At 65.1% G+C, this 16,803-nt stretch carries 19 protein-coding genes; 10 read left to right on the forward strand and 9 right to left on the reverse strand.

Features of this window, described 5'->3' with window-relative positions:
- Positions 1 to 212: 212 nt before the first annotated feature.
- Positions 213 to 464: a hypothetical protein gene (locus tag ACTWPB_RS15910; protein WP_446221448.1), complete on the reverse strand. Its 252-nt coding sequence runs from the start codon at positions 462 to 464 to the stop codon at positions 213 to 215.
- A gap of 9 nt (positions 465 to 473) precedes the next feature.
- Here ACTWPB_RS15910 and ACTWPB_RS15915 point away from each other — a divergent pair, with 9 nt between their 5' ends.
- Positions 474 to 632, forward strand: coding sequence for a hypothetical protein (locus tag ACTWPB_RS15915; protein WP_446221449.1), 159 nt, complete (start codon positions 474 to 476; stop codon positions 630 to 632).
- Between the two features lie 38 nt (positions 633 to 670).
- Here ACTWPB_RS15915 and ACTWPB_RS15920 read toward each other — a convergent pair whose 3' ends face one another.
- The 3 genes from ACTWPB_RS15920 to ACTWPB_RS15930 form a co-directional block, all read right to left on the reverse strand.
- Positions 671 to 1,648 carry an HNH endonuclease gene (locus ACTWPB_RS15920; protein WP_446221450.1) on the reverse strand — a complete coding sequence of 326 codons (978 nt, stop codon included), beginning with the start codon at positions 1,646 to 1,648 and terminating at the stop codon, positions 671 to 673.
- Positions 1,649 to 1,916: 268 nt separating this feature from the next.
- On the reverse strand, positions 1,917 to 2,384 hold the full coding sequence (locus ACTWPB_RS15925; RefSeq protein WP_446221451.1) for an NUDIX hydrolase: 468 nt from the start codon (positions 2,382 to 2,384) through the stop codon (positions 1,917 to 1,919).
- 3 nt (positions 2,385 to 2,387) lie between these two features.
- On the reverse strand, positions 2,388 to 2,927 hold the full coding sequence (locus ACTWPB_RS15930; protein WP_446221452.1) for a DUF5919 domain-containing protein: 540 nt from the start codon (positions 2,925 to 2,927) through the stop codon (positions 2,388 to 2,390).
- A 517-nt stretch (positions 2,928 to 3,444) separates the two neighbouring features.
- Between ACTWPB_RS15930 and ACTWPB_RS15935 the strand changes: the two genes are divergently transcribed.
- The 4 genes from ACTWPB_RS15935 to ACTWPB_RS15950 all read left to right on the forward strand — a co-directional run bounded on the left by ACTWPB_RS15935 (position 3,445) and on the right by ACTWPB_RS15950 (position 6,541).
- Positions 3,445 to 3,660, forward strand: a complete 216-nt coding sequence (locus ACTWPB_RS15935; protein ID WP_446221453.1) for a hypothetical protein — start codon at positions 3,445 to 3,447, stop codon at positions 3,658 to 3,660.
- A gap of 236 nt (positions 3,661 to 3,896) precedes the next feature.
- Complete coding sequence (locus ACTWPB_RS15940) at positions 3,897 to 4,511, forward strand: TetR/AcrR family transcriptional regulator (RefSeq protein WP_446221454.1); 615 nt, start codon at positions 3,897 to 3,899, stop codon at positions 4,509 to 4,511.
- Entirely contained in the window at positions 4,508 to 5,275 is a 768-nt protein-coding gene (locus ACTWPB_RS15945) for a maleylpyruvate isomerase family mycothiol-dependent enzyme (RefSeq protein ID WP_446221455.1), read from the forward strand. Before ACTWPB_RS15940 ends, ACTWPB_RS15945 begins: the two co-directional genes overlap by 4 nt.
- Positions 5,276 to 5,638: 363 nt before the next feature.
- On the forward strand, positions 5,639 to 6,541 hold the full coding sequence (locus ACTWPB_RS15950; RefSeq protein ID WP_446221456.1) for a hypothetical protein: 903 nt from the start codon (positions 5,639 to 5,641) through the stop codon (positions 6,539 to 6,541).
- 84 nt (positions 6,542 to 6,625) lie between these two features.
- Here the strand turns inward: ACTWPB_RS15950 and ACTWPB_RS15955 are convergent, their stop codons facing one another.
- Entirely contained in the window at positions 6,626 to 7,273 is a 648-nt protein-coding gene (locus tag ACTWPB_RS15955) for a hypothetical protein (protein WP_446221457.1), read from the reverse strand.
- 130 nt (positions 7,274 to 7,403) lie between these two features.
- Entirely contained in the window at positions 7,404 to 8,699 is a 1,296-nt protein-coding gene (locus ACTWPB_RS15960; protein ID WP_446221458.1) for a hypothetical protein, read from the reverse strand.
- Positions 8,700 to 8,869: 170 nt separating this feature from the next.
- On the opposite strand from ACTWPB_RS15960, the gene ACTWPB_RS15965 reads away from it, so the two are divergent.
- Positions 8,870 to 9,073 (forward strand): cold-shock protein, encoded by a 204-nt coding sequence (locus ACTWPB_RS15965; RefSeq protein WP_446221459.1) that lies wholly within the window; start codon positions 8,870 to 8,872, stop codon positions 9,071 to 9,073.
- Here the strand turns inward: ACTWPB_RS15965 and ACTWPB_RS15970 are convergent.
- Positions 9,070 to 9,852 (reverse strand): MHYT domain-containing protein, encoded by a 783-nt coding sequence (locus tag ACTWPB_RS15970; RefSeq protein ID WP_446221460.1) that lies wholly within the window; start codon positions 9,850 to 9,852, stop codon positions 9,070 to 9,072. The two genes, ACTWPB_RS15965 and ACTWPB_RS15970, sit on opposite strands and share 4 nt — an antisense overlap.
- Before the next feature lie 418 nt (positions 9,853 to 10,270).
- Between ACTWPB_RS15970 and ACTWPB_RS15975 the strand changes: the two genes are divergently transcribed.
- On the forward strand, positions 10,271 to 10,474 hold the full coding sequence (locus tag ACTWPB_RS15975) for a cold-shock protein (protein WP_056812000.1): 204 nt from the start codon (positions 10,271 to 10,273) through the stop codon (positions 10,472 to 10,474).
- Positions 10,475 to 10,551: 77 nt separating this feature from the next.
- Here ACTWPB_RS15975 and ACTWPB_RS15980 read toward each other — a convergent pair whose 3' ends face one another.
- Positions 10,552 to 11,355 (reverse strand): nucleotidyltransferase domain-containing protein, encoded by an 804-nt coding sequence (locus tag ACTWPB_RS15980; RefSeq protein WP_446221461.1) that lies wholly within the window; start codon positions 11,353 to 11,355, stop codon positions 10,552 to 10,554.
- 135 nt (positions 11,356 to 11,490) lie between these two features.
- Here ACTWPB_RS15980 and serA point away from each other — a divergent pair, with 135 nt between their 5' ends.
- Positions 11,491 to 13,089, forward strand: coding sequence for a phosphoglycerate dehydrogenase (serA, locus tag ACTWPB_RS15985; protein WP_446221462.1), 1,599 nt, complete (start codon positions 11,491 to 11,493; stop codon positions 13,087 to 13,089).
- Positions 13,090 to 13,403: 314 nt separating this feature from the next.
- Positions 13,404 to 14,411: a 3-isopropylmalate dehydrogenase gene (locus ACTWPB_RS15990; RefSeq protein WP_446221463.1), complete on the forward strand. Its 1,008-nt coding sequence runs from the start codon at positions 13,404 to 13,406 to the stop codon at positions 14,409 to 14,411.
- Positions 14,412 to 14,545: 134 nt separating this feature from the next.
- Here the strand turns inward: ACTWPB_RS15990 and ACTWPB_RS15995 are convergent, their stop codons facing one another.
- Positions 14,546 to 15,721 (reverse strand): MFS transporter, encoded by a 1,176-nt coding sequence (locus ACTWPB_RS15995; protein ID WP_446226359.1) that lies wholly within the window; start codon positions 15,719 to 15,721, stop codon positions 14,546 to 14,548.
- A gap of 302 nt (positions 15,722 to 16,023) precedes the next feature.
- Between ACTWPB_RS15995 and ACTWPB_RS16000 the strand changes: the two genes are divergently transcribed.
- Positions 16,024 to 16,797, forward strand: a complete 774-nt coding sequence (locus ACTWPB_RS16000) for a fumarylacetoacetate hydrolase family protein (protein WP_446221464.1) — start codon at positions 16,024 to 16,026, stop codon at positions 16,795 to 16,797.
- Positions 16,798 to 16,803: the final 6 nt, after the last annotated feature.

Raw genomic sequence — 16,803 nt, forward strand, 5'->3', positions numbered from 1 at the left:
CCACTTTGCGTGACACGTGACGGCGCACCCGCTGGGAGTGGAGAGTGTTGGGATACTCCGTACGGCGAAGTGCTAGGCCGCCGACACCTGCCGCAGATGCAAGAACTGTCAAACAAGCGAATGTATAATGGATTGAAGTCGGTTGTTTGATTTTTCTCCATAAATGCGCTAGCACGCAGATCGCGGCGAGCCAGCACTTCCACGACCAACTCCTACGCCGCGCGTTTGCGCCACAGCGTGAGAAGGGTGATCAACGAGTTCGCGTGGGTGGCAAGCAGATCACCCGATGGGACCGTGTGCGGCGACGTGATCCGCTCTTCGGCTCGATCAATACCAGTCGCCACCGCAGCATCGCACTCCGAATCGCGGGGGCCATCGGAGACTCGAAAGACCGAGATACTGAGGCCCTCGTCGGTGAGCGTACCGGCGCCATCTTGATCCACGCTGTCGTTGAGCCGCACCATATTTCGAGTGTGAGCGCAGACGGCACGATCGACCCGGGAAAGCTGGTTCTGACGTTCGGATTCGTGGCCCCGGCCCGAGCCTACGGCGGAGACGACCGAGTAGTTCGATTCACGACACGGGATTCGGCGACGGCCGCCCCGATTGTCGACTACGACACCGAGGAATGACCAGAGTCGGGTCGGTGGATGACAATCCGCCGATCCGGCTAGGGCGCCCCGAGGTTCGATCCGACGATCACAGGATCGACTCGCTGGAAGTCGACCTTGCCGACCCGGAACGCCTTGTCCCCGTTGACGAACTCAGTGAAGCGTTCAGCAAGTCGTTCAGGCGCAGGATAGAACGACTTCTTGGCGGGCAGCATGAGCTGGACGTTGTCCATGTCTTGGAGCCCGAATTTGAGAATCGGCCCTTCATCGTCGGCTGTCGCCAGCACCGACCCGATGTGAACCCGGTAATCGCCGGAGATTCCCATCAGGTTCCGGTCATACGCCGCATGGTGAATCTTGCAGAGGCTCAGACCATTCGGGATGTCCGCGATACCGTGCTCTTTGCCGTCGGAGATAATGTGCGCAGCTTCGAGCAACTGCGCACGGCCCAGCCTGCACACCGCGCATCGGTTCGCATAAGCCATCAGTACCCGACTGCGGAACTGGGGCTGGTGCAGGCGCTGATTGGTCACCCGTTGGACGTAGCGACGCTCCGTCTCGGTCAAATGCTGCGGATCGCTGACGCCGCGCAACGATTCGTCGAGGGCGAGCAGCACACGGCGATTGGTCGGATCATCAGCAACGACATAAACCGGAAAGATGGGCAGGTACCGAATGTCAGGACCGACCTTGATCCACCGAAGCAAAATGAGCGGAAGTTCGGTCTCCGCTGATTTCCTGAGCTTGATGTTGTCCCCGGCACCGATGGGTCCCTCTCGATAGTCGTAGGTGAACAGGGAGTCGCCGACGACCTCATCCTCATACGGGCTGCCCGGCTTGGACATGATCGACAGCGTGGATGCGAGGCCCTTGGGGTTCCGGATCCCGCGATTGCGGTCGACGAGCTGGATCGGTTCGTCCCCGACCTTGAACTCCAACAGATCGGCCCGGGTGACAAAGCCGCCACGCTCGTCGACCAACTGCCTCAGCGCGTGAAAGATCTTCGAACGAAACGCGTACTCATCCCCGTGTTCCACGAATGAAGTCTGCCACGGACATACGACAGATTCGGTGGATGAGCGGCCTACTCGGCGAAGTCGCTGAACAGCAGGGTCGGCTCCGCGAGGATGTCGCAGCCTGTCTCGTCTCGGTAGATCGTGTCGACGCTACCGAACTTCGCCTGGCTGTAGTCGAGTCCGAGGTCTGCTGCGGCCTGCCGGACGGCGGACTCGTCGAGGTCTCAATCAGAGTGTGCTGCAGCAGAGTTCAGCAACAGTATCAATATGCCTCACTGATCCTCCGGTGTCATCGAACGACCGGATACCGACCGGAGCGGAAGTCGGACAGTCGTAGCCGGATCGCACCGACCATCGGCAACACGTCGGTGTCCTCCGGCGCGAACCAGGCAACTTCGTGGGACTCATCCGACGACCGGAGTTCGCCGCCGGTAGGCTTGCCGAGCAGGCAGATCGAAAACTCTTGTCGCACTTCGCCATCGTCGTAGGCGAACACGTGCCCGGGATCGGTGTAGGTGCCTACGATCCCAACGATTTCGACGTTGATGCCGGTCTCTTCCCACGTCTCGCGGACGCCGCATTCAGCCAGTGATTCACCGAGTTCCATCTTGCCGCCGGGAAGCGCCCACATTCCGTTGTCGATCCTGCGTTGCAGTAGAAGATGTCCCTGATCATCGACAACAACCACAGACGCAGCAGGAACCAGCGAGTTCGCCGTCGGCGCGTTCGGATCGTTCTGGTAGTCAATCCTGCCCATCCTTCAACCTTCCCAGATGTCGCACCCACGAGACCAGAGTTCCTCGACGTGCTCGCTGAACCGGTCGAACATGCCGTCTGGCTGCTCGCGCCTCAAGTGCATCATCGGCGAGTCGTGCCCGACCCGTCGTGCGAGGATCGGAGTCACGAGCATGTCATTGTCGAACCTGAACACAGAGATGCTCACGTGCCCGGTTTCGTACCGGGCTTCGAGGTTGTCGGCCCCACGGATTCTTGCCAGCTCCCCTACGGTGACCGCGATACGCGCGGACAAGGTGAGCGGTACTGATTCTTCGTCCTCCCGATCGCGGGTTACCTGGTGTTCCGGGTCGCCGATCAGAAACCGGATGCGACATCCGGCAGTGGCCTTGCGCTGCAACAGCTTTCCGAAGTTCGCGTGTTCGAGCCAAAGGAAGTAGTTCGTGTAGCCGGCGAACGTCAATTCTGTTCGGGCGTTGTTGATCAACGAGCGCCACAACGATGCCGGTGCGGCGGACCGGTACGGGTATACCTGGACGACCTCCCGGTCCGGCCCCGACTTCACCTGTAGTCGAACTGACGAAGGCCACAAATCGGCTTCGCTCGCTCCGAGTAGCTCGCACACGCGCCACCGGTGCTTTGCGTGAGGTACACGAGCAGGGTTGGACACCCAGCGAGCAACAGTTTTCGCGTCGACTTCGCACGCTTCGGCCAGCCGCTGCTCGGTGAGCTTCGCCGCTGCCATTGCTTGTCGTAGACCGTGATTCATGCTCTCCACCACCCTGGAGGGACGAACGGACGTGTACAGATTAAACGTCCCAAACGTCCCGTGGATGCGGTGTAAACGGCCCTAGGCATGATCGATCCTGGAATCGGAGCCGGAGAGTTCGGCTCCGCTAGCGGGCCCGCTCAAGTGACCATGTCGGTTGAGTGGGGCCCGACCACAGGGAGAGGGGAACCGTGCTAGAGCAGCGTAAGCCCAACACGAAGCGACTACACCCCATCGAGGTGGCGCCCCCGACCGTGATCAGAAGGCTTCTCGAAGCACTCGAGAACTTCGAGTGCCGGGAGCGGAGGGCACCGTGAGCACCGTGCTGGAGGCACTGGTCGAACGCGCCGCGCTCCGGTCCATGGCGGTACGCAAGGCGGAGGAGCGGGGCGCATGGGAACTGTGCTCGCCGTACCGGGTTGTCTGCGTGGGATCGCTCAGCAACGTTGCGGATTGGCTTACGGCGGCGGAGGAACGCGATGGGCAGTCGCTGGTACCGACACCGCTCGGCAATCGGGCAGATTTCTAGACGACTCCTCCGCGGGGAGCGGAGGGATGAGCCGTCGCCCGCTCCTCGGCCTCGAGCACGGCACAACTGTGGTTCGCGACCAGCCGTGTCAACTGTTATCGGCGCCGTGTCGGTCGCGCAGAAATCGGGCGCCGTCGAGCGGGTGAAAGCCGGTTAGAGCCAGGTCAGGGGAGTTCACCGCGACCTCGTCGCGCCACTATTGACTCTACGCCTAACGGCATTCAGAATAACTAACTATGAGCGCTATACCGAAGCGTGATCGGAAGACAGAACGGCGTGAGGCGACGCGGAATGAGATTGTCGAGGCCGCGTGGGAGGTTGCCCGTGAGCACGGCTTGGCGCAGCTGACGCTGCGGGAGGTCGCCGACCGGATCGGGATGCGTGCGCCGTCGCTCTACTCGCACTTCGGATCGAAGAACGCGATCTATGACGCAATGTTCGGGCAGGCGTGGGGTGAGTGTGAGCAGGTCTCGATAGACGCGCTGGACGCAGCACCGACAGACCCGCGCGGACTTGTGCGCACCATGGCGCTGACGTACTTCGATTTCGCGGTTGCCGACCTGGTCCGCTATCAGCTGATGAACCAGCGCACCATCCCCGGATTCGAACCCTCACCTGAGGCGTACGCCGCGGCGGTCCGAGCCCTCGACAAGGTCATCGCGACGCTCGCCTCGATCGGTGTGACCGACCGGGGCGACGTCGAGATCTGGATCGCTGTCCTGTCCGGTCTGGTCGATCAGCAGCTCGCCAACGATCCGGGCGGGCACAGCCGGCGCAAGCTGATAGACCGCGCCGTGGACATGTGGGCCGACGGAGTCGGCCTTCCCGCAGCGAAGGAGGCACAGAAATGACAGCAATCGAGCAGCCTGCGGCGACACCCCGGCAGGCGACAATCCCCCATGGCGACGCAATGCGGCTGGCCCGCACCGAGTACCAGCGCTTCGCCGATGCGGTCGCGTCGCTGAACCGCGGTGATTGGGCCGAACCAACCGACTGCACCGGCTGGACTGTCCACGATCTCGTCGCCCACACCGTCGGCATGGTCGCCATGGCATCCTCAATCCTGGAGAACATCCGCCAAAGCCGGGCGGCTCGCAGGCGGTTGCGGCCCGGCCGGCAGTTCATCGACGCCCTGACCGCGTATCAGGTCGAACGATTCGGCGAGCAGACCAACGATCAGCTGGTCCGAACGATGGCAGCTGTCGCGCCCAAGGCGGCGGCAGCCCGCACACGCACCCCGCGGTTCCTGCGGAACCGGACAGCGCCCGAGCCTCAGCTCGTCAACGGCGCCGCCGAATCGTGGACCATCGGATTCGCCGTTGACACGATCCTCACCCGTGACCCCTGGATGCACCGCATCGACCTGGCCCGCGCCACCGACCATGTTCTCGTGCTGACTGGTGAGCACGACGGCGCGATCGTCGCCAACGTCGTCGAGGAATGGGCCGCCCGCCACAACCAGCCTTACAACCTGCGACTGACGGGCCCCGTCGGCGGCCAATGGCATTGCGGCACAACCGGTGCACGCCTCGACCTCGACGCAATCGAATTCTGCCGGATCCTCGCCGGCCGCGCCGAAGGCACTGGACTGCTTACCACCCAAGTGCCCTTTTGACACTGCACTCACCCTGCGAGGTGCTTTAGATGGCGGGCCTTCCCGGCTGGGCGGCTAGCTAACAAGGACGTATCCGGATGCCGTCCACTTGGGGCCGCCACTGTCACGCCCGACTGTAAGTTCACGTAGATCAGCAAATCTATCGCCACCCTCGTCATGGCTTCCGGCGAGCCTACCGGGGTCTACACCGGTCGACGGCGCTTCCCTAGGTGCCTCTCGACTTCTGGACGCGCCTTGGGGCGATTCGGTTCCTTCATGGTGAGGTTGGGAGCCATAGGGGAGGTTGGGAGCAACGCGGCGTCAGACGGGCGTGAGAATTTTGCCCGATTCGAACTCTTGTTCGAGAGTTGATAGCCTTCGCGCATGATCAGCTCATCGCATGAGGCGATGCACGGGATCTTCACTCACAACGCCGCGGCGGTCGGTCATGCCTTCCGTGTGCTCGCCCTTCCGTTCCCTGATCCCGTTGCAGTGGAACAGATTTCGGTCGACCTGACGGATACGGCTCCGGTTGAACGGCGGGCGGACACGATCCTGCGGGTCACGACCGCGGTGGATGAGTTCTTGCTCATCGTGGAGGCGCAATCGAGCAGCGACAACTCGCGGGTCGCCGCGTGGTCGTACTACGTGACTTTCCTGCACAACAAGTATCGGTTGCCTGTTGTGCTGGTGGTCGTCTGCCACGACAAGGAGACCGCTACCTGGGCGAGCAAGCCGTTGACGCTCACGTATCGGGGCTGGACGTGCTTCACTCTGCTGCCCATTGTCCTCGGCCCACACAACGTGCCTGCCATCACTGACCCGGCGGATGTCCTCGCCGACCTGCCTCTTGCTGCACTGTCGGCGATTACTCACGCCCGTGAGCCCGAGATCGGTGCGATACTGGAGTCGATCATCATCGCGTTCCGGCGGCACGGATTAGATGGTGAGACCGCGTTCTACGCTGAACTCATCGAACAAGGAATTTCACATACCGACGCAGCCCAGCTTTGGAGGGACAAAATGGAAACGGATCTGTCGTTCTTCCGTTCGGAGTCTGCTCAGCGGCTGCGCGCCCAGGGGCGCGAGGAGGGCCTCGAAGAGGGGGTCGGTTTGGGAGTCGGTTTGGGAGTCGCACGCTCGGTGCTGACTGTCCTCACTGGTCGCGGAATCGAGCTCTCGGCGGCCCAGCGCGAGCTGCTCGCTGGTACGACCGACCTCGATCAGCTCAACGCTTGGTTGTTGCAGGCAGTGACCGCCACCCGCGCGGGCGAACTCTTCGACTGAGTTATGCGCGTGCGGTCGTCGAGCGTCCGGTGATCATGCACGTCGTCGACGAGTGCGTGGAGTCGGCGCGGTGAAGGTCGCGTCCTAGCCCTCCGTTTGGCGGACTTTGATGGCGTCGCGGGAGATGAAGACGTCGTATTCGCCGGGGGTGGCTATGACGGCGTTGCCGTAGGCGGAGCGGATGAAGGGGCTGGTGTACCAGCGGTTTTCGTTCATGTCTTCGAAGAAGTCGCGGTCGCCGCCGTTGAGGAAGATGTGGTCTTGGGTGGGGGATTTGCCGTCGAGGCGTTGGCCGAACAGGCGGCTGATCTTGTAGCCGGAGTGGAAGCCGAGGGCGTTGACCCAGGGTTCGAGTTCGACGATGTTGGACTGTAGGGCGAACAGGTCGCCCTCGATGCGATGAGTTGTCGGCTGGCTCGCGTTTCCGTCTTCGTCGAATTGGGTGAGGACGAGGTCGAGTTGATGTTCTTGGCCGGCAACGGGTTTGGCGATTACGTGGGCGGCTTTGATTTCGCCGGTGAGGCCGAGGTAGGTCTGCAGGAGGGTGGCGATCCAGAGTAGGAGGACCGCGACCAGGAGCAGGGCCGCGCCGGGGATCGCACGGCCGAGCACGGCCTTGGGTCCGCGGCGGCGGGTGGCGGCCAGTGCGGCCATGACCAGGAGGACGACAGCGAGGGCGATCAGGGCCAGGAGGCCGACCTGGGCGAACCCGAAGGACACCGGGAAACTCATGATGTGGGTATACCCCGAAAACATCTGCGGCAGGCACGGTCTCGAAGTTCTGGCGTGGGGAATTCGATCAGGAGGGGTGACGGTGGAGAAATGGTGGGGGAGGCGTTCTCGGAATACGGGTGGGAATCGGCTAGGGGCTGACGATCTTCGGCGGCGCGGCGCGGTGGCGCATCAGTGCCTGGACGGCGATCATGCAGCCGAGGGCGACGACGATCGCGACCACGCCGGGGCCCAGTCCGCGATCCACGTCCCCGGTGCGGTACCAGGATGACGAATAGGCGAGATGGCCGAAATCGCGGTCGCTGAGGGCAACTCCGATCGAGGGCACGAACAGGATCGCCAGGCCGACGGTCCCGGACGTGGGGCTCTGCGGAACCGAAGCGCCGAGGCAGTACCCGACGACCGCGCCGAGGGCGAGGCAGCCGAGGGCGGCGGTGAGAGTGGCGTGCGGGGCGAAGACATCGGCGGCGAGCACGAAGCAGGCCAGGGCGAGCACGCTCGCCGCGGCTACCACCGGACGTGGTGTGCGGATGCCGATCAGTAGGCCGGCGGCGGTGGCGGCGAGGGTGGCGAGGTCGATCCAGCCCGAGCGCGGCAGTGTGATGACGAGGCTGCCCGCGACGGAGAAACTGCTCATCAGCAGGACCAGGATGCCGTCGCGTCCCGGCAGGATCAGCGCGGCAGCGACCGCGGCGGCGATGGCGACGATCGAGGCGATGATCAGAGAGGGGGTGCTGGTCTTGTGGGGTGCCACGGCGAGCGCGGTGAGGATGGTCGTCGTGAAGGCGACGACGGCGGCGAACACGGGCGCCAGCGGGATGGCGGTTTCGAGGGACGAGCGGGCCGGGGCCGCGGTGGTGAGCGCGAAGTAGGCCAGTGCGAGGATGCTGGCCCCGATGAACCACAGTGGCAGTGTGCCGCCGAGCGCACCGCTGAAACCGTCGGCGTCGGGGTCTGTGGGCGACTGGGTCAGGTCGCCGACAACGGTGCCGCCGAGCACGCCGAACAGGTAGACGGTTCGCAGCAGCGGTTTGTTCCAGACCGCCACTGCGAGCCCGCCGACGACGACACCCGCGAGCAGTGCGTCGATGAAGTTCAAGGTGGGCAGTGACAGGCTGTCGAGGTGACCGTCTGTGCTGTCCGGGATGAAGGCCAGATGGTTCACCAGGATGGCGACCAGGGCGAGTAACGCGGTCCAGCGGGCCGTTCGTACGCTGCCGATGGCCACGGTGACGGCGGCGGTGATCACCGCGATGAACGCGGCAGCGGTCATCGCTCGCGGAACGTTGAACACCAGCAGGTCGACATGCAGCGAAGCGGCCAGCGAGGCGAAACTGATCGGCAGCATGATCGCGAGCGCCGCGACCGAGGTGGCCACGAAGATCGTGACGGCTTCGGCCGCGCGGCGAACGGTCGAAGACTGCACCGAATCCCCGTTCTCGCGGCTGACCCGGTCCGGGCGGACCGTGTCCGGAGCATAGCGATTTCGTCACCGGGCGATCGGCTCCTCGAATCGAATGCCCTTCGTGTCGCCGGCATCGGCGTGCGACGATTAGCGAATCAGGCTGGTGGGCACAGGAGTCGGAAGGTCGGTTGATGCCAAGCGGGGTCGTGACCTGGTTCGACAGCGGCAAGGGTTTCGGATTCATCACCCCCGACGCCGGTGGACCCGACGTGTTCGTCGAGTACACCGAATTGGTGGGCGAGGGGTTCCGGACGCTGCGTGACGGTCAGCGCGTGGAATACACCGTCACCGAGACTCGGCGCGGCCCGGAGGCCCACGACGTACAGGCGGGTTAGTTCTGCCCGCTCGGCCAGAAGCGGCTCGCGTTCTGATTGTGGACCGGGCGGGTGAGGTTGGGGTCCTCGGCTTCGGTGATGCCGACCTGCATCAGCAGGATCATGGTCACCATGCTGATGCCGATGATCAGTGGGGTGAGCAGCTGGGCGGCGGTGGCGCCACTGGCATGGGCGACGTGGGCGCTGGTGTGCGCGCTCATCGAGAACATGCCGGTGTAGTGCATGCCGGTGACGGCCACGCCCATCAGCAGGGCGGCGCCCATGGTGGCGACGATTCCGTGGATGTGCAGGGCGAACCACAGCGCCGCGATGGCGGCGACCACCGCGATGGCCAGCGACGCGGCGACCACGACGGGGTCGTAGATGATCTCGGCGTCGGTTTTCATCGCGTACATGCCCGCGTAGTGCATGGCCCCGACGCCGAGTCCGGTGATCGTGCCGCCGACCGGTAACGCGGCGCTGTCCCCGCCGCGGCGCACCACGATGGACAATCCGAGCCACACCACACCCATCGCGACAGCGGCGCTGAACAAGGTGATGGGAACGTGGTAGCGGATGGTCGCCCCGTGTACGGAAAAACCGAGCATCGCGATGAAATGCATGACCCAGATACCGGTGCCACCGAGTGCGATCGCGGCCGCGGTGAGCCAGCCGCCGTGCATGCCAGAAGAGCGCGAGCGAACCATGCAACGCAGCGCCAGCATCGACCCGATGACCGACATGACATAGGCCAGCAGGGGAGTCACCCAGCCGTAAGTGAAATGGTTGATATCCAGCACGTTCTGCTCCTAGCGTGATTTCCCGGCGAGGCGTGCGATCCCTCACGAACTCGGAAAATACGCTGGTAGAGAATTTGCCGTACTAGGTTTCTCGAAAATGTATAGGGTCGCTGACGATGACACGTCACTATTGCGTAGAGTTCTCGATGGTGAAGCGTGCCAGCCGGTTCGATGCCTGTGTCCAGCTAATCCGGCATCCGTGGAGCAACTATCTCGGCATACGCTGAGCATCCACCCGAAAGGCGGGCTGCGTCACGTCCGTGACGGCACCGGCCGGCGGCGCCCGGGGGTTGCCTTCCTCACAGTTCGCACACTTTGCACGGCGGGATGTGGCCGAATTCGTCGGATCATGGCATGGTGGACACCGAGACCAGGACCGGACTATTAGGACCTAGCTCATCTACAGAAGGTTTTTGAAATGGCACAGGGTGTTGTTAAGTGGTTCAACGGCGAAAAGGGCTTCGGCTTCATCGCCCAAGACGGAGGCGGCCCGGACGTCTTCGTTCACTACTCCGCCATCGGCGGCTCGGGCTTCAAGTCCCTCGAAGAGGGACAGCGCGTGGAGTTCGAGGTTGGTCAGGGTCAGAAGGGCCCCCAGGCTCAGGACGTTCGCGCCATCTGATTCTGCGCTGACCAGCGTACGAATGTGAAGCTCCGCACCGGATGGTGCGGAGTTTCTGCTATCTCAGGCCTTGCTGTCTATCTCAGCGCTTCGGCGCGGAAGAACTCGTTCGTGATAGCCATCGACGTGGTGAGATCGCGCGGCCCGCGGGACTCGAATTCCGTGGTGGCCCTCTCGAATTCGGCGTCGATGAACGCTGTGATCAGCACGGGCGGGGCGGCTGAACCCATCTCCCTGGTCTTCGACTTGAGATCTGTCAGCTCGGTGATCGCCGCCACGAGGTCGGCGGGCAGCTCGCAGGCCGCCAGCAGCGTGGGCAGGTGCATCGGTGCCACCGCGGCACCGGGGTGCTCACGCAGCCAGCGCAGCGCCATCGCGGGTCGCAGCGCGTAGAACACCTTCTTCAAGCCACCGTTGCGCTCGAACAGCGCCCACTGGCGCGCGCCCAGGTGCAGGTAGTGCCGGGCGATCCGGTCGCGATCGGCCACCTCCGTCGCCACCTCGCGCAACCGGGTGCGAAACGCCTCGTCACCGCGGTAGACGATCGGCGACATCAACCATTCGACGAGCACCGCGTTGCCCGCAACCAGCAGGCGCAGCGCCTTCGCCAGATCCCACCCGTTCACGTCGAGCAGCCCGATCAGCGGTGTTTCGATCACATCGCGGGTCCGCCACGGGGACAGGTAGGTATCCAGGCCTGCCACGTAGACGAAACGGCAGTCGTAGTCGGAGTCCGGCGAGGGGAAACCCCAAGCACGGCTGCCACTTTCGATAGCGAGACGGATGGACACGTTGTGCTCGGCCGCCACCCTGTCGAGTTCTGCGTCGACGGCGGCCACCACAGCCGGGTCCATCGATTCGGGGACGGTGCGCAAGGACATGAGGAGATATTAGAGGCGTCGGCGCGCAGGGTTCACATGGTTTTCGGGCAGGGGGGTAAGGGCAGCCGAAGTCCGGGCGACTATTCTGGGCCGCGGTAACTGCCGACCCCCATTCTTCCCCAGGAGTACCCCACAGTGAGCCAAGCAGGCCGTCCTGTAGTTCTGATCGCCGACAAGCTCGCCCAGTCGACCGTCGACGCACTCGGTGACGGTGTCGAGGTTCGCTGGGTCGACGGACCCGACCGCCCGGCGCTGCTCGCCGCGGTCCCCGAGGCCGACGCGCTGCTCGTGCGCTCGGCCACCACCGTCGACGCCGAGGTGCTCGACGCGGGCAAGAAGCTGCAGATCGTCGCCCGTGCCGGTGTCGGCCTCGACAATGTCGACGTGCCCGCCGCCACCGAGCGTGGCGTGATGGTCGTCAACGCGCCGACCTCCAACATCCACACCGCCGCCGAACACGCTGTCACGCTGCTGCTCTCGGCCGCGCGGCAGATCCCGGCCGCCGACGCCACCCTGCGTGAGAAGACCTGGCAGCGCAGCAAGTTCAACGGTGTCGAGATCTTCGGCAAGACCGTCGGCGTGATCGGCCTCGGCCGCATCGGCCAGCTGTTCGCCGCCCGTCTGGCCGCGTTCGAGACCAAGATCGTCGCCTACGACCCCTACGTGTCGCCGGCCAAGGCCGCCCAGCTCGGCATCGAGCTGCTGACCCTCGACGAGGTCCTGCAGCGTGCCGACTTCATCTCGGTGCACCTGCCCAAGACCCCGGAGACCAAGGGTCTGCTGAACGCCGAGCGTCTCGCGCTGACCAAGCCGGGCGTCGTCATCGTCAACGCCGCGCGCGGTGGTCTGATCGACGAGCAGGCGCTGGCCGACTCGATCAACTCCGGCCACGTGCGTGCCGCGGGCCTTGACGTGTTCGAGACCGAGCCGTGCACCGACTCGCCGCTGTTCGACCTCCCGCAGGTCGTCGTGACCCCGCACCTGGGCGCTTCCACCTCGGAGGCCCAGGACCGCGCGGGCACCGATGTCGCCAAGTCGGTGCTGCTCGCGCTGGCCGGTGAGTTCGTGCCCGGCGCCGTGAACGTCACCGGTGGTGCCGTGAACGACGAGGTCGCTCCCTGGCTGGATGTCGTCCGCAAGCAGGGCGCGCTGCTGGGTGCCATCGCCAGCGAGCTGCCCGTCAGCATCGAGGTGCAGGTCCGTGGCGAGCTGGCCGCGCAGGACGTCGCGGTGCTGGAGCTGTCCGCGCTGCGCGGGGTGTTCTCGGCGCTGGTCGAGGACCAGGTCACCTTCGTCAACGCCCCGGCGCTGGCCAAGGACCGTGGCATCACCGCCACCGTCACCACCGCCTCGGAGAGCCCGAACCACCGCAGCGTCGTCGACCTGCGCGCCGTGTTCGGCGACGGCTCGACCCTGAACGTGGCAGGCACGCTGACCGAGCCGAACCTGGTCGAGAAGATCGTCAACATCAACGGCCGCAACTACGACATGCGCGCCGAGGGCCTGAACCTGGCCGTGCTGAACTACAGCGACAAGCCGGGTGCGCTGGGCAAGATCGGCACCAAGCTGGGCGAGGCCGAGCTCGACATCCTGGCCGCGCAGCTGAGCCAGGACATCGACGCCGAAGGCGCCACCGTGGTGCTGCGTGTCAACGCCGAGGTTCCGGCCGAGGTGCAGACCGCGATCGCCGAGGCCGTCGGTGCGTCCAAGGTTGTCCTGGTCGACCTGGTTTAAGGACTCGAAGTGCTAGCGGTCCAGGATAGTTCGGGCTGTGTTTATTGGAGCGCTGGCGCGCTCGAGTCGCGGCCCCAAGGGGCCGCCGGTTAGCCACCGGGGCTTGCTCCTTCGTCGCCTACGCCCCGGCGGCTAACCGGCGACCCGGCCGCGACCGGCCACTTCGTGGCCGCCGCTCCCTAGGGGTCGCGGGTGGTGGGTGGTGGTGCGGTCATGGCGGATTTGGGGTTTGACGGTGTGGCTGGGGGTGTCGGTCATGGCGGACTCGTTGCGTGGCGGTGGGCGGCACGCTTTCCTTTGAACGGAGTTAGTTGATGAAACTCGCAGTAATCGCCGGTGACGGCATCGGTCCCGAGGTCATCGCCGAGGCGCTCAAGGTGCTCGACGTGGTGTTGCCCGGTGTGGAGAAGACCGAGTACGACCTGGGTGCCGCGCGCTACCACCGCACCGGGGAGATCCTGCCGGAATCGGTGCTGCCCGAGCTCAAGCAGCACGACGCGATTCTGCTCGGCGCGATCGGCGATCCGTCGGTCCCCAGCGGTGTGCTCGAGCGTGGACTGCTGCTCGAGACCCGTTTCGCGCTGGATCACCACGTGAACCTGCGTCCGTCGAAGCTGCACGCCGGTGTCACCAGCCCGCTTGCCGGCAACCCGGATATCGACTTCGTGGTGGTGCGTGAGGGCACCGAGGGCCCCTACACCGGCACCGGCGGCGCGATTCGCGTCGGCACGCCGCACGAGGTGGCGACCGAGGTCTCCAACAACACCCGCTTCGGCATCGAGCGTGTGGTGCGCTACGCCTTCGCCACCGCGCAGGCCCGCCGCAAGCACCTCACCCTGGTGCACAAGAACAACGTGCTCACCTTCGCCGGCTCGCTGTGGCAGCGCACCGTCGACGAGGTCGCCGTCGAATTCCCCGAGGTGACCACGGCCTACCAGCACATCGACGCCGCCACCATCCACATGGTGACCGACCCGGGCCGCTTCGACGTGATCGTCACCGACAACCTGTTCGGCGACATCATCACCGACCTCGCCGCCGCCGTCAGTGGTGGCATCGGCCTGGCCGCCTCGGGCAATATCGACGCCTCGGGCGTCAACCCGTCGATGTTCGAGCCGGTCCACGGCAGTGCCCCCGACATCGCGGGCCAGTCCAAGGCCGACCCGACCGCCGCCATTCTGTCGGTCTCGATGCTGCTCAACCACCTCGGCAACACCGAGGGCGCGGCCCGCATCGAATCCGCGGTGGCCAAGGACCTGGCCTCGCGTACCGGCACCGCCTCCACCGTGGAGGTCGGCGACCGCATCGCGGCCATCGTCTGATCCGATCGCACGCGAAAAGGCTCGCTCCGGCTGAATGTCGGAGCGAGCCTTTGTCGTTGGTGGGTGTGGATCGAATTGTGTTCGGCGAGTAGGAGATACGGGTATTCGACCGAATTCGCGGCTCGTGATGGAAGCTACTTGCGGGATCCTCTGGGGACCAAGGGCACCGCCGCCACCGCGGCGACCGCTGCCAGGGCGTACACCACGGGGAAGCCGGTTGCCGTGATGACGGCACCGAAAAGTGGTGGGACGGCGGCTATCGCGATGTTCTGGCCGGTGTTCTGGATACCGAGGCCTCGGCCGCTCCAGAACGGGCCCGCTGTTTCGGCCACGGCCGTGAACGCTAAGCCGTTGTCGGACACCGAGATCACCGAGGCCGCGACCATCAAGGGGACCGCCGCCCACCACCAGTCGGTCCAGGCGGTGATCGTCAGGGCGGCCATGGCGACGGCGGCGGCGACGGCTACCTGGCGCAGCGGGCGCAGGCGCGAGCCGACCCGGTCCGACCAAGCTCCTGCGCCGATTCTTCCTGCGGCACCGAGGAATTGGGTGACGGTCATCAGCGCGCCCGCGGCGGCCAGTGACCAGCCGAGGTCGACGTGCAGCCACAGCAGGCCGAAGGTCCACAGGGTGGCCTGGGGGACGACCAGCAGGATCGAGACACCGTGGATGCGCCACAGGGTGGAGTGGCCGCGATAGGGGTTGGCGCGGTCGGCGGCCTTCGCGGCCGGTCGCGGTGGGTCGATGATGCCGACCAGGCAGCCGATCGCGGCCACCCCGGCCATCAAGGCGGGCACCAACATGGACGCGGGAATGCCATGGTGTGCGGCCACCCACGGGATGGTGAGCGCGGCGATGCCGACCCCGAGCGGTTGCGCGGTCTGGCGGATACCCATGGCCAGCCCGCGCCGGTCCGCCGGGAACCAGCCGACGATCACCCGGCCACTGGCGCCGTTGGAGCTGGCAGCGCCGATACCGCCGACGAACAGCAGCGCTGCGAATGCGACGGGGTTGTCCACCACGGCCGCGGCGATGCCTGCCACGCACATCAGCAGCGTGCCCGCCACCAGCACGATGCGTTCGCCGATCCGGTCGACCACGTACCCCCAGGCGATCAGGGTGCAGACCAGGCCTACGGTCGGCAGCGCCACCAGCGCACCGGCGGAGGCGAGCGAATCGCCGCGAGCGGTGAGCGCGGGCAGCAGGAACGGGGTGCCGTGGATGAAGATCGAACTGGAGGTCTGCGCGAACACGCCGAGGGCGAGCATCAACCAGCGTCTGCTGTTACCGAGCTGCGTCACGTCGACCATCGGGCCCGCGTCTGTCACGATTCCACCTCGCCGGATTGCACGATTGCATCTCAATATATGAGATTGATGTCTCATTGGTTGAACATCAATGATCACGCTACACCGATCACCCGTGGATGTTGCCCACCGGTGAGGTGTCTGACGGGTCACATCGCCGCACACGCGAATCCCCTACGCGGGCAGGGGCTTCGAATCACATCGGTGTGAGTTTGCCCGCACTTCGGCCGATCCGCTATCAACGGACTCATGGCGCATCACGGGCGCGTTCGGGCAGGTAGCCCCGTCTCGATAGACTCCGGGGCATGCGCTTAGGTCGAGTTGCCAGTCCCGATGGAGTTGCTTTCGTCAGCATCGAGGGCGACGGAAGCGATGCCGTCGCCAAGGAGATCGCCGAACATCCGTTCGGCTCGCCGACGTTCACCGGGCGGAGCTGGCCGCTGGCCGATATCCGCCTGCTGGCGCCGATCCTGGCGAGCAAAGTGATCTGCATCGGCAAGAACTACGCCGCCCACGCGGCCGAAATGGGTGGCGAGGCACCGGTGGACCCGGTGATCTTCATCAAGCCGAACACGTCGATCATCGGCCCGAACGCATCGATCATCCTGCCGCCCAGCTCTTCTCAGGTCGACTACGAGGGTGAGCTGGCCGTGGTGATCGGCCGTCCGTGCAAGGACGTCTCCGCGGCGAAGGCGTCGGAGGTGATCCTGGGCTACACCATCGCCAACGATGTCACCGCTCGTGATCAGCAGCGCCACGACGGACAGTGGACCAGGGCCAAGGGCTACGACACGTTCTGCCCGCTCGGCCCGTGGATCGAAACCGCGCTGGACCCAAGCGATCTGGAAATCACCACCGAAGTAGACGGTGAGGTCCGCCAGCGCAGCCGCACTTCGCTGTTGCTGCACGACATTCCGAAGATCATCGAATGGATCAGCTCGGTGATGACCCTGCTGCCCGGTGACGTGATCCTCACCGGCACACCGGAAGGCGTCGGTCCGCTGCGGGCCGGGCAGAACGTGTCGGTCACCGTCGAGGGCATCGGCACCCTCACCAATCCTGTTGCCACCAAGCGCTGAGACAGC

It is taken from the genome of Nocardia sp. IBHARD005 (assembly GCF_052814245.1).

Excerpts from the sequence above, each read along its gene's own strand:
- ACTWPB_RS15910 (WP_446221448.1), bottom strand. The coding sequence starts at position 464 with ATGGTGCGGCTCAACGACAGCGTGGATCAAGATGGCGCCGGTACGCTC.
- ACTWPB_RS15925 (WP_446221451.1), bottom strand. The coding sequence starts at position 2,384 with ATGGGCAGGATTGACTACCAGAACGATCCGAACGCGCCGACGGCGAAC.
- ACTWPB_RS15940 (WP_446221454.1), top strand. The coding sequence starts at position 3,897 with ATGAGCGCTATACCGAAGCGTGATCGGAAGACAGAACGGCGTGAGGCG.
- ACTWPB_RS15945 (WP_446221455.1), top strand. The coding sequence starts at position 4,508 with ATGACAGCAATCGAGCAGCCTGCGGCGACACCCCGGCAGGCGACAATC.
- ACTWPB_RS15950 (WP_446221456.1), top strand. The coding sequence starts at position 5,639 with ATGATCAGCTCATCGCATGAGGCGATGCACGGGATCTTCACTCACAAC.
- ACTWPB_RS15955 (WP_446221457.1), bottom strand. The coding sequence starts at position 7,273 with ATGAGTTTCCCGGTGTCCTTCGGGTTCGCCCAGGTCGGCCTCCTGGCC.
- ACTWPB_RS15965 (WP_446221459.1), top strand. The coding sequence starts at position 8,870 with ATGCCAAGCGGGGTCGTGACCTGGTTCGACAGCGGCAAGGGTTTCGGA.
- ACTWPB_RS15975 (WP_056812000.1), top strand. The coding sequence starts at position 10,271 with ATGGCACAGGGTGTTGTTAAGTGGTTCAACGGCGAAAAGGGCTTCGGC.
- ACTWPB_RS15980 (WP_446221461.1), bottom strand. The coding sequence starts at position 11,355 with ATGTCCTTGCGCACCGTCCCCGAATCGATGGACCCGGCTGTGGTGGCC.
- ACTWPB_RS15990 (WP_446221463.1), top strand. The coding sequence starts at position 13,404 with ATGAAACTCGCAGTAATCGCCGGTGACGGCATCGGTCCCGAGGTCATC.
- ACTWPB_RS15995 (WP_446226359.1), bottom strand. The coding sequence starts at position 15,721 with ATGGTCGACGTGACGCAGCTCGGTAACAGCAGACGCTGGTTGATGCTC.
- ACTWPB_RS16000 (WP_446221464.1), top strand. The coding sequence starts at position 16,024 with ATGCGCTTAGGTCGAGTTGCCAGTCCCGATGGAGTTGCTTTCGTCAGC.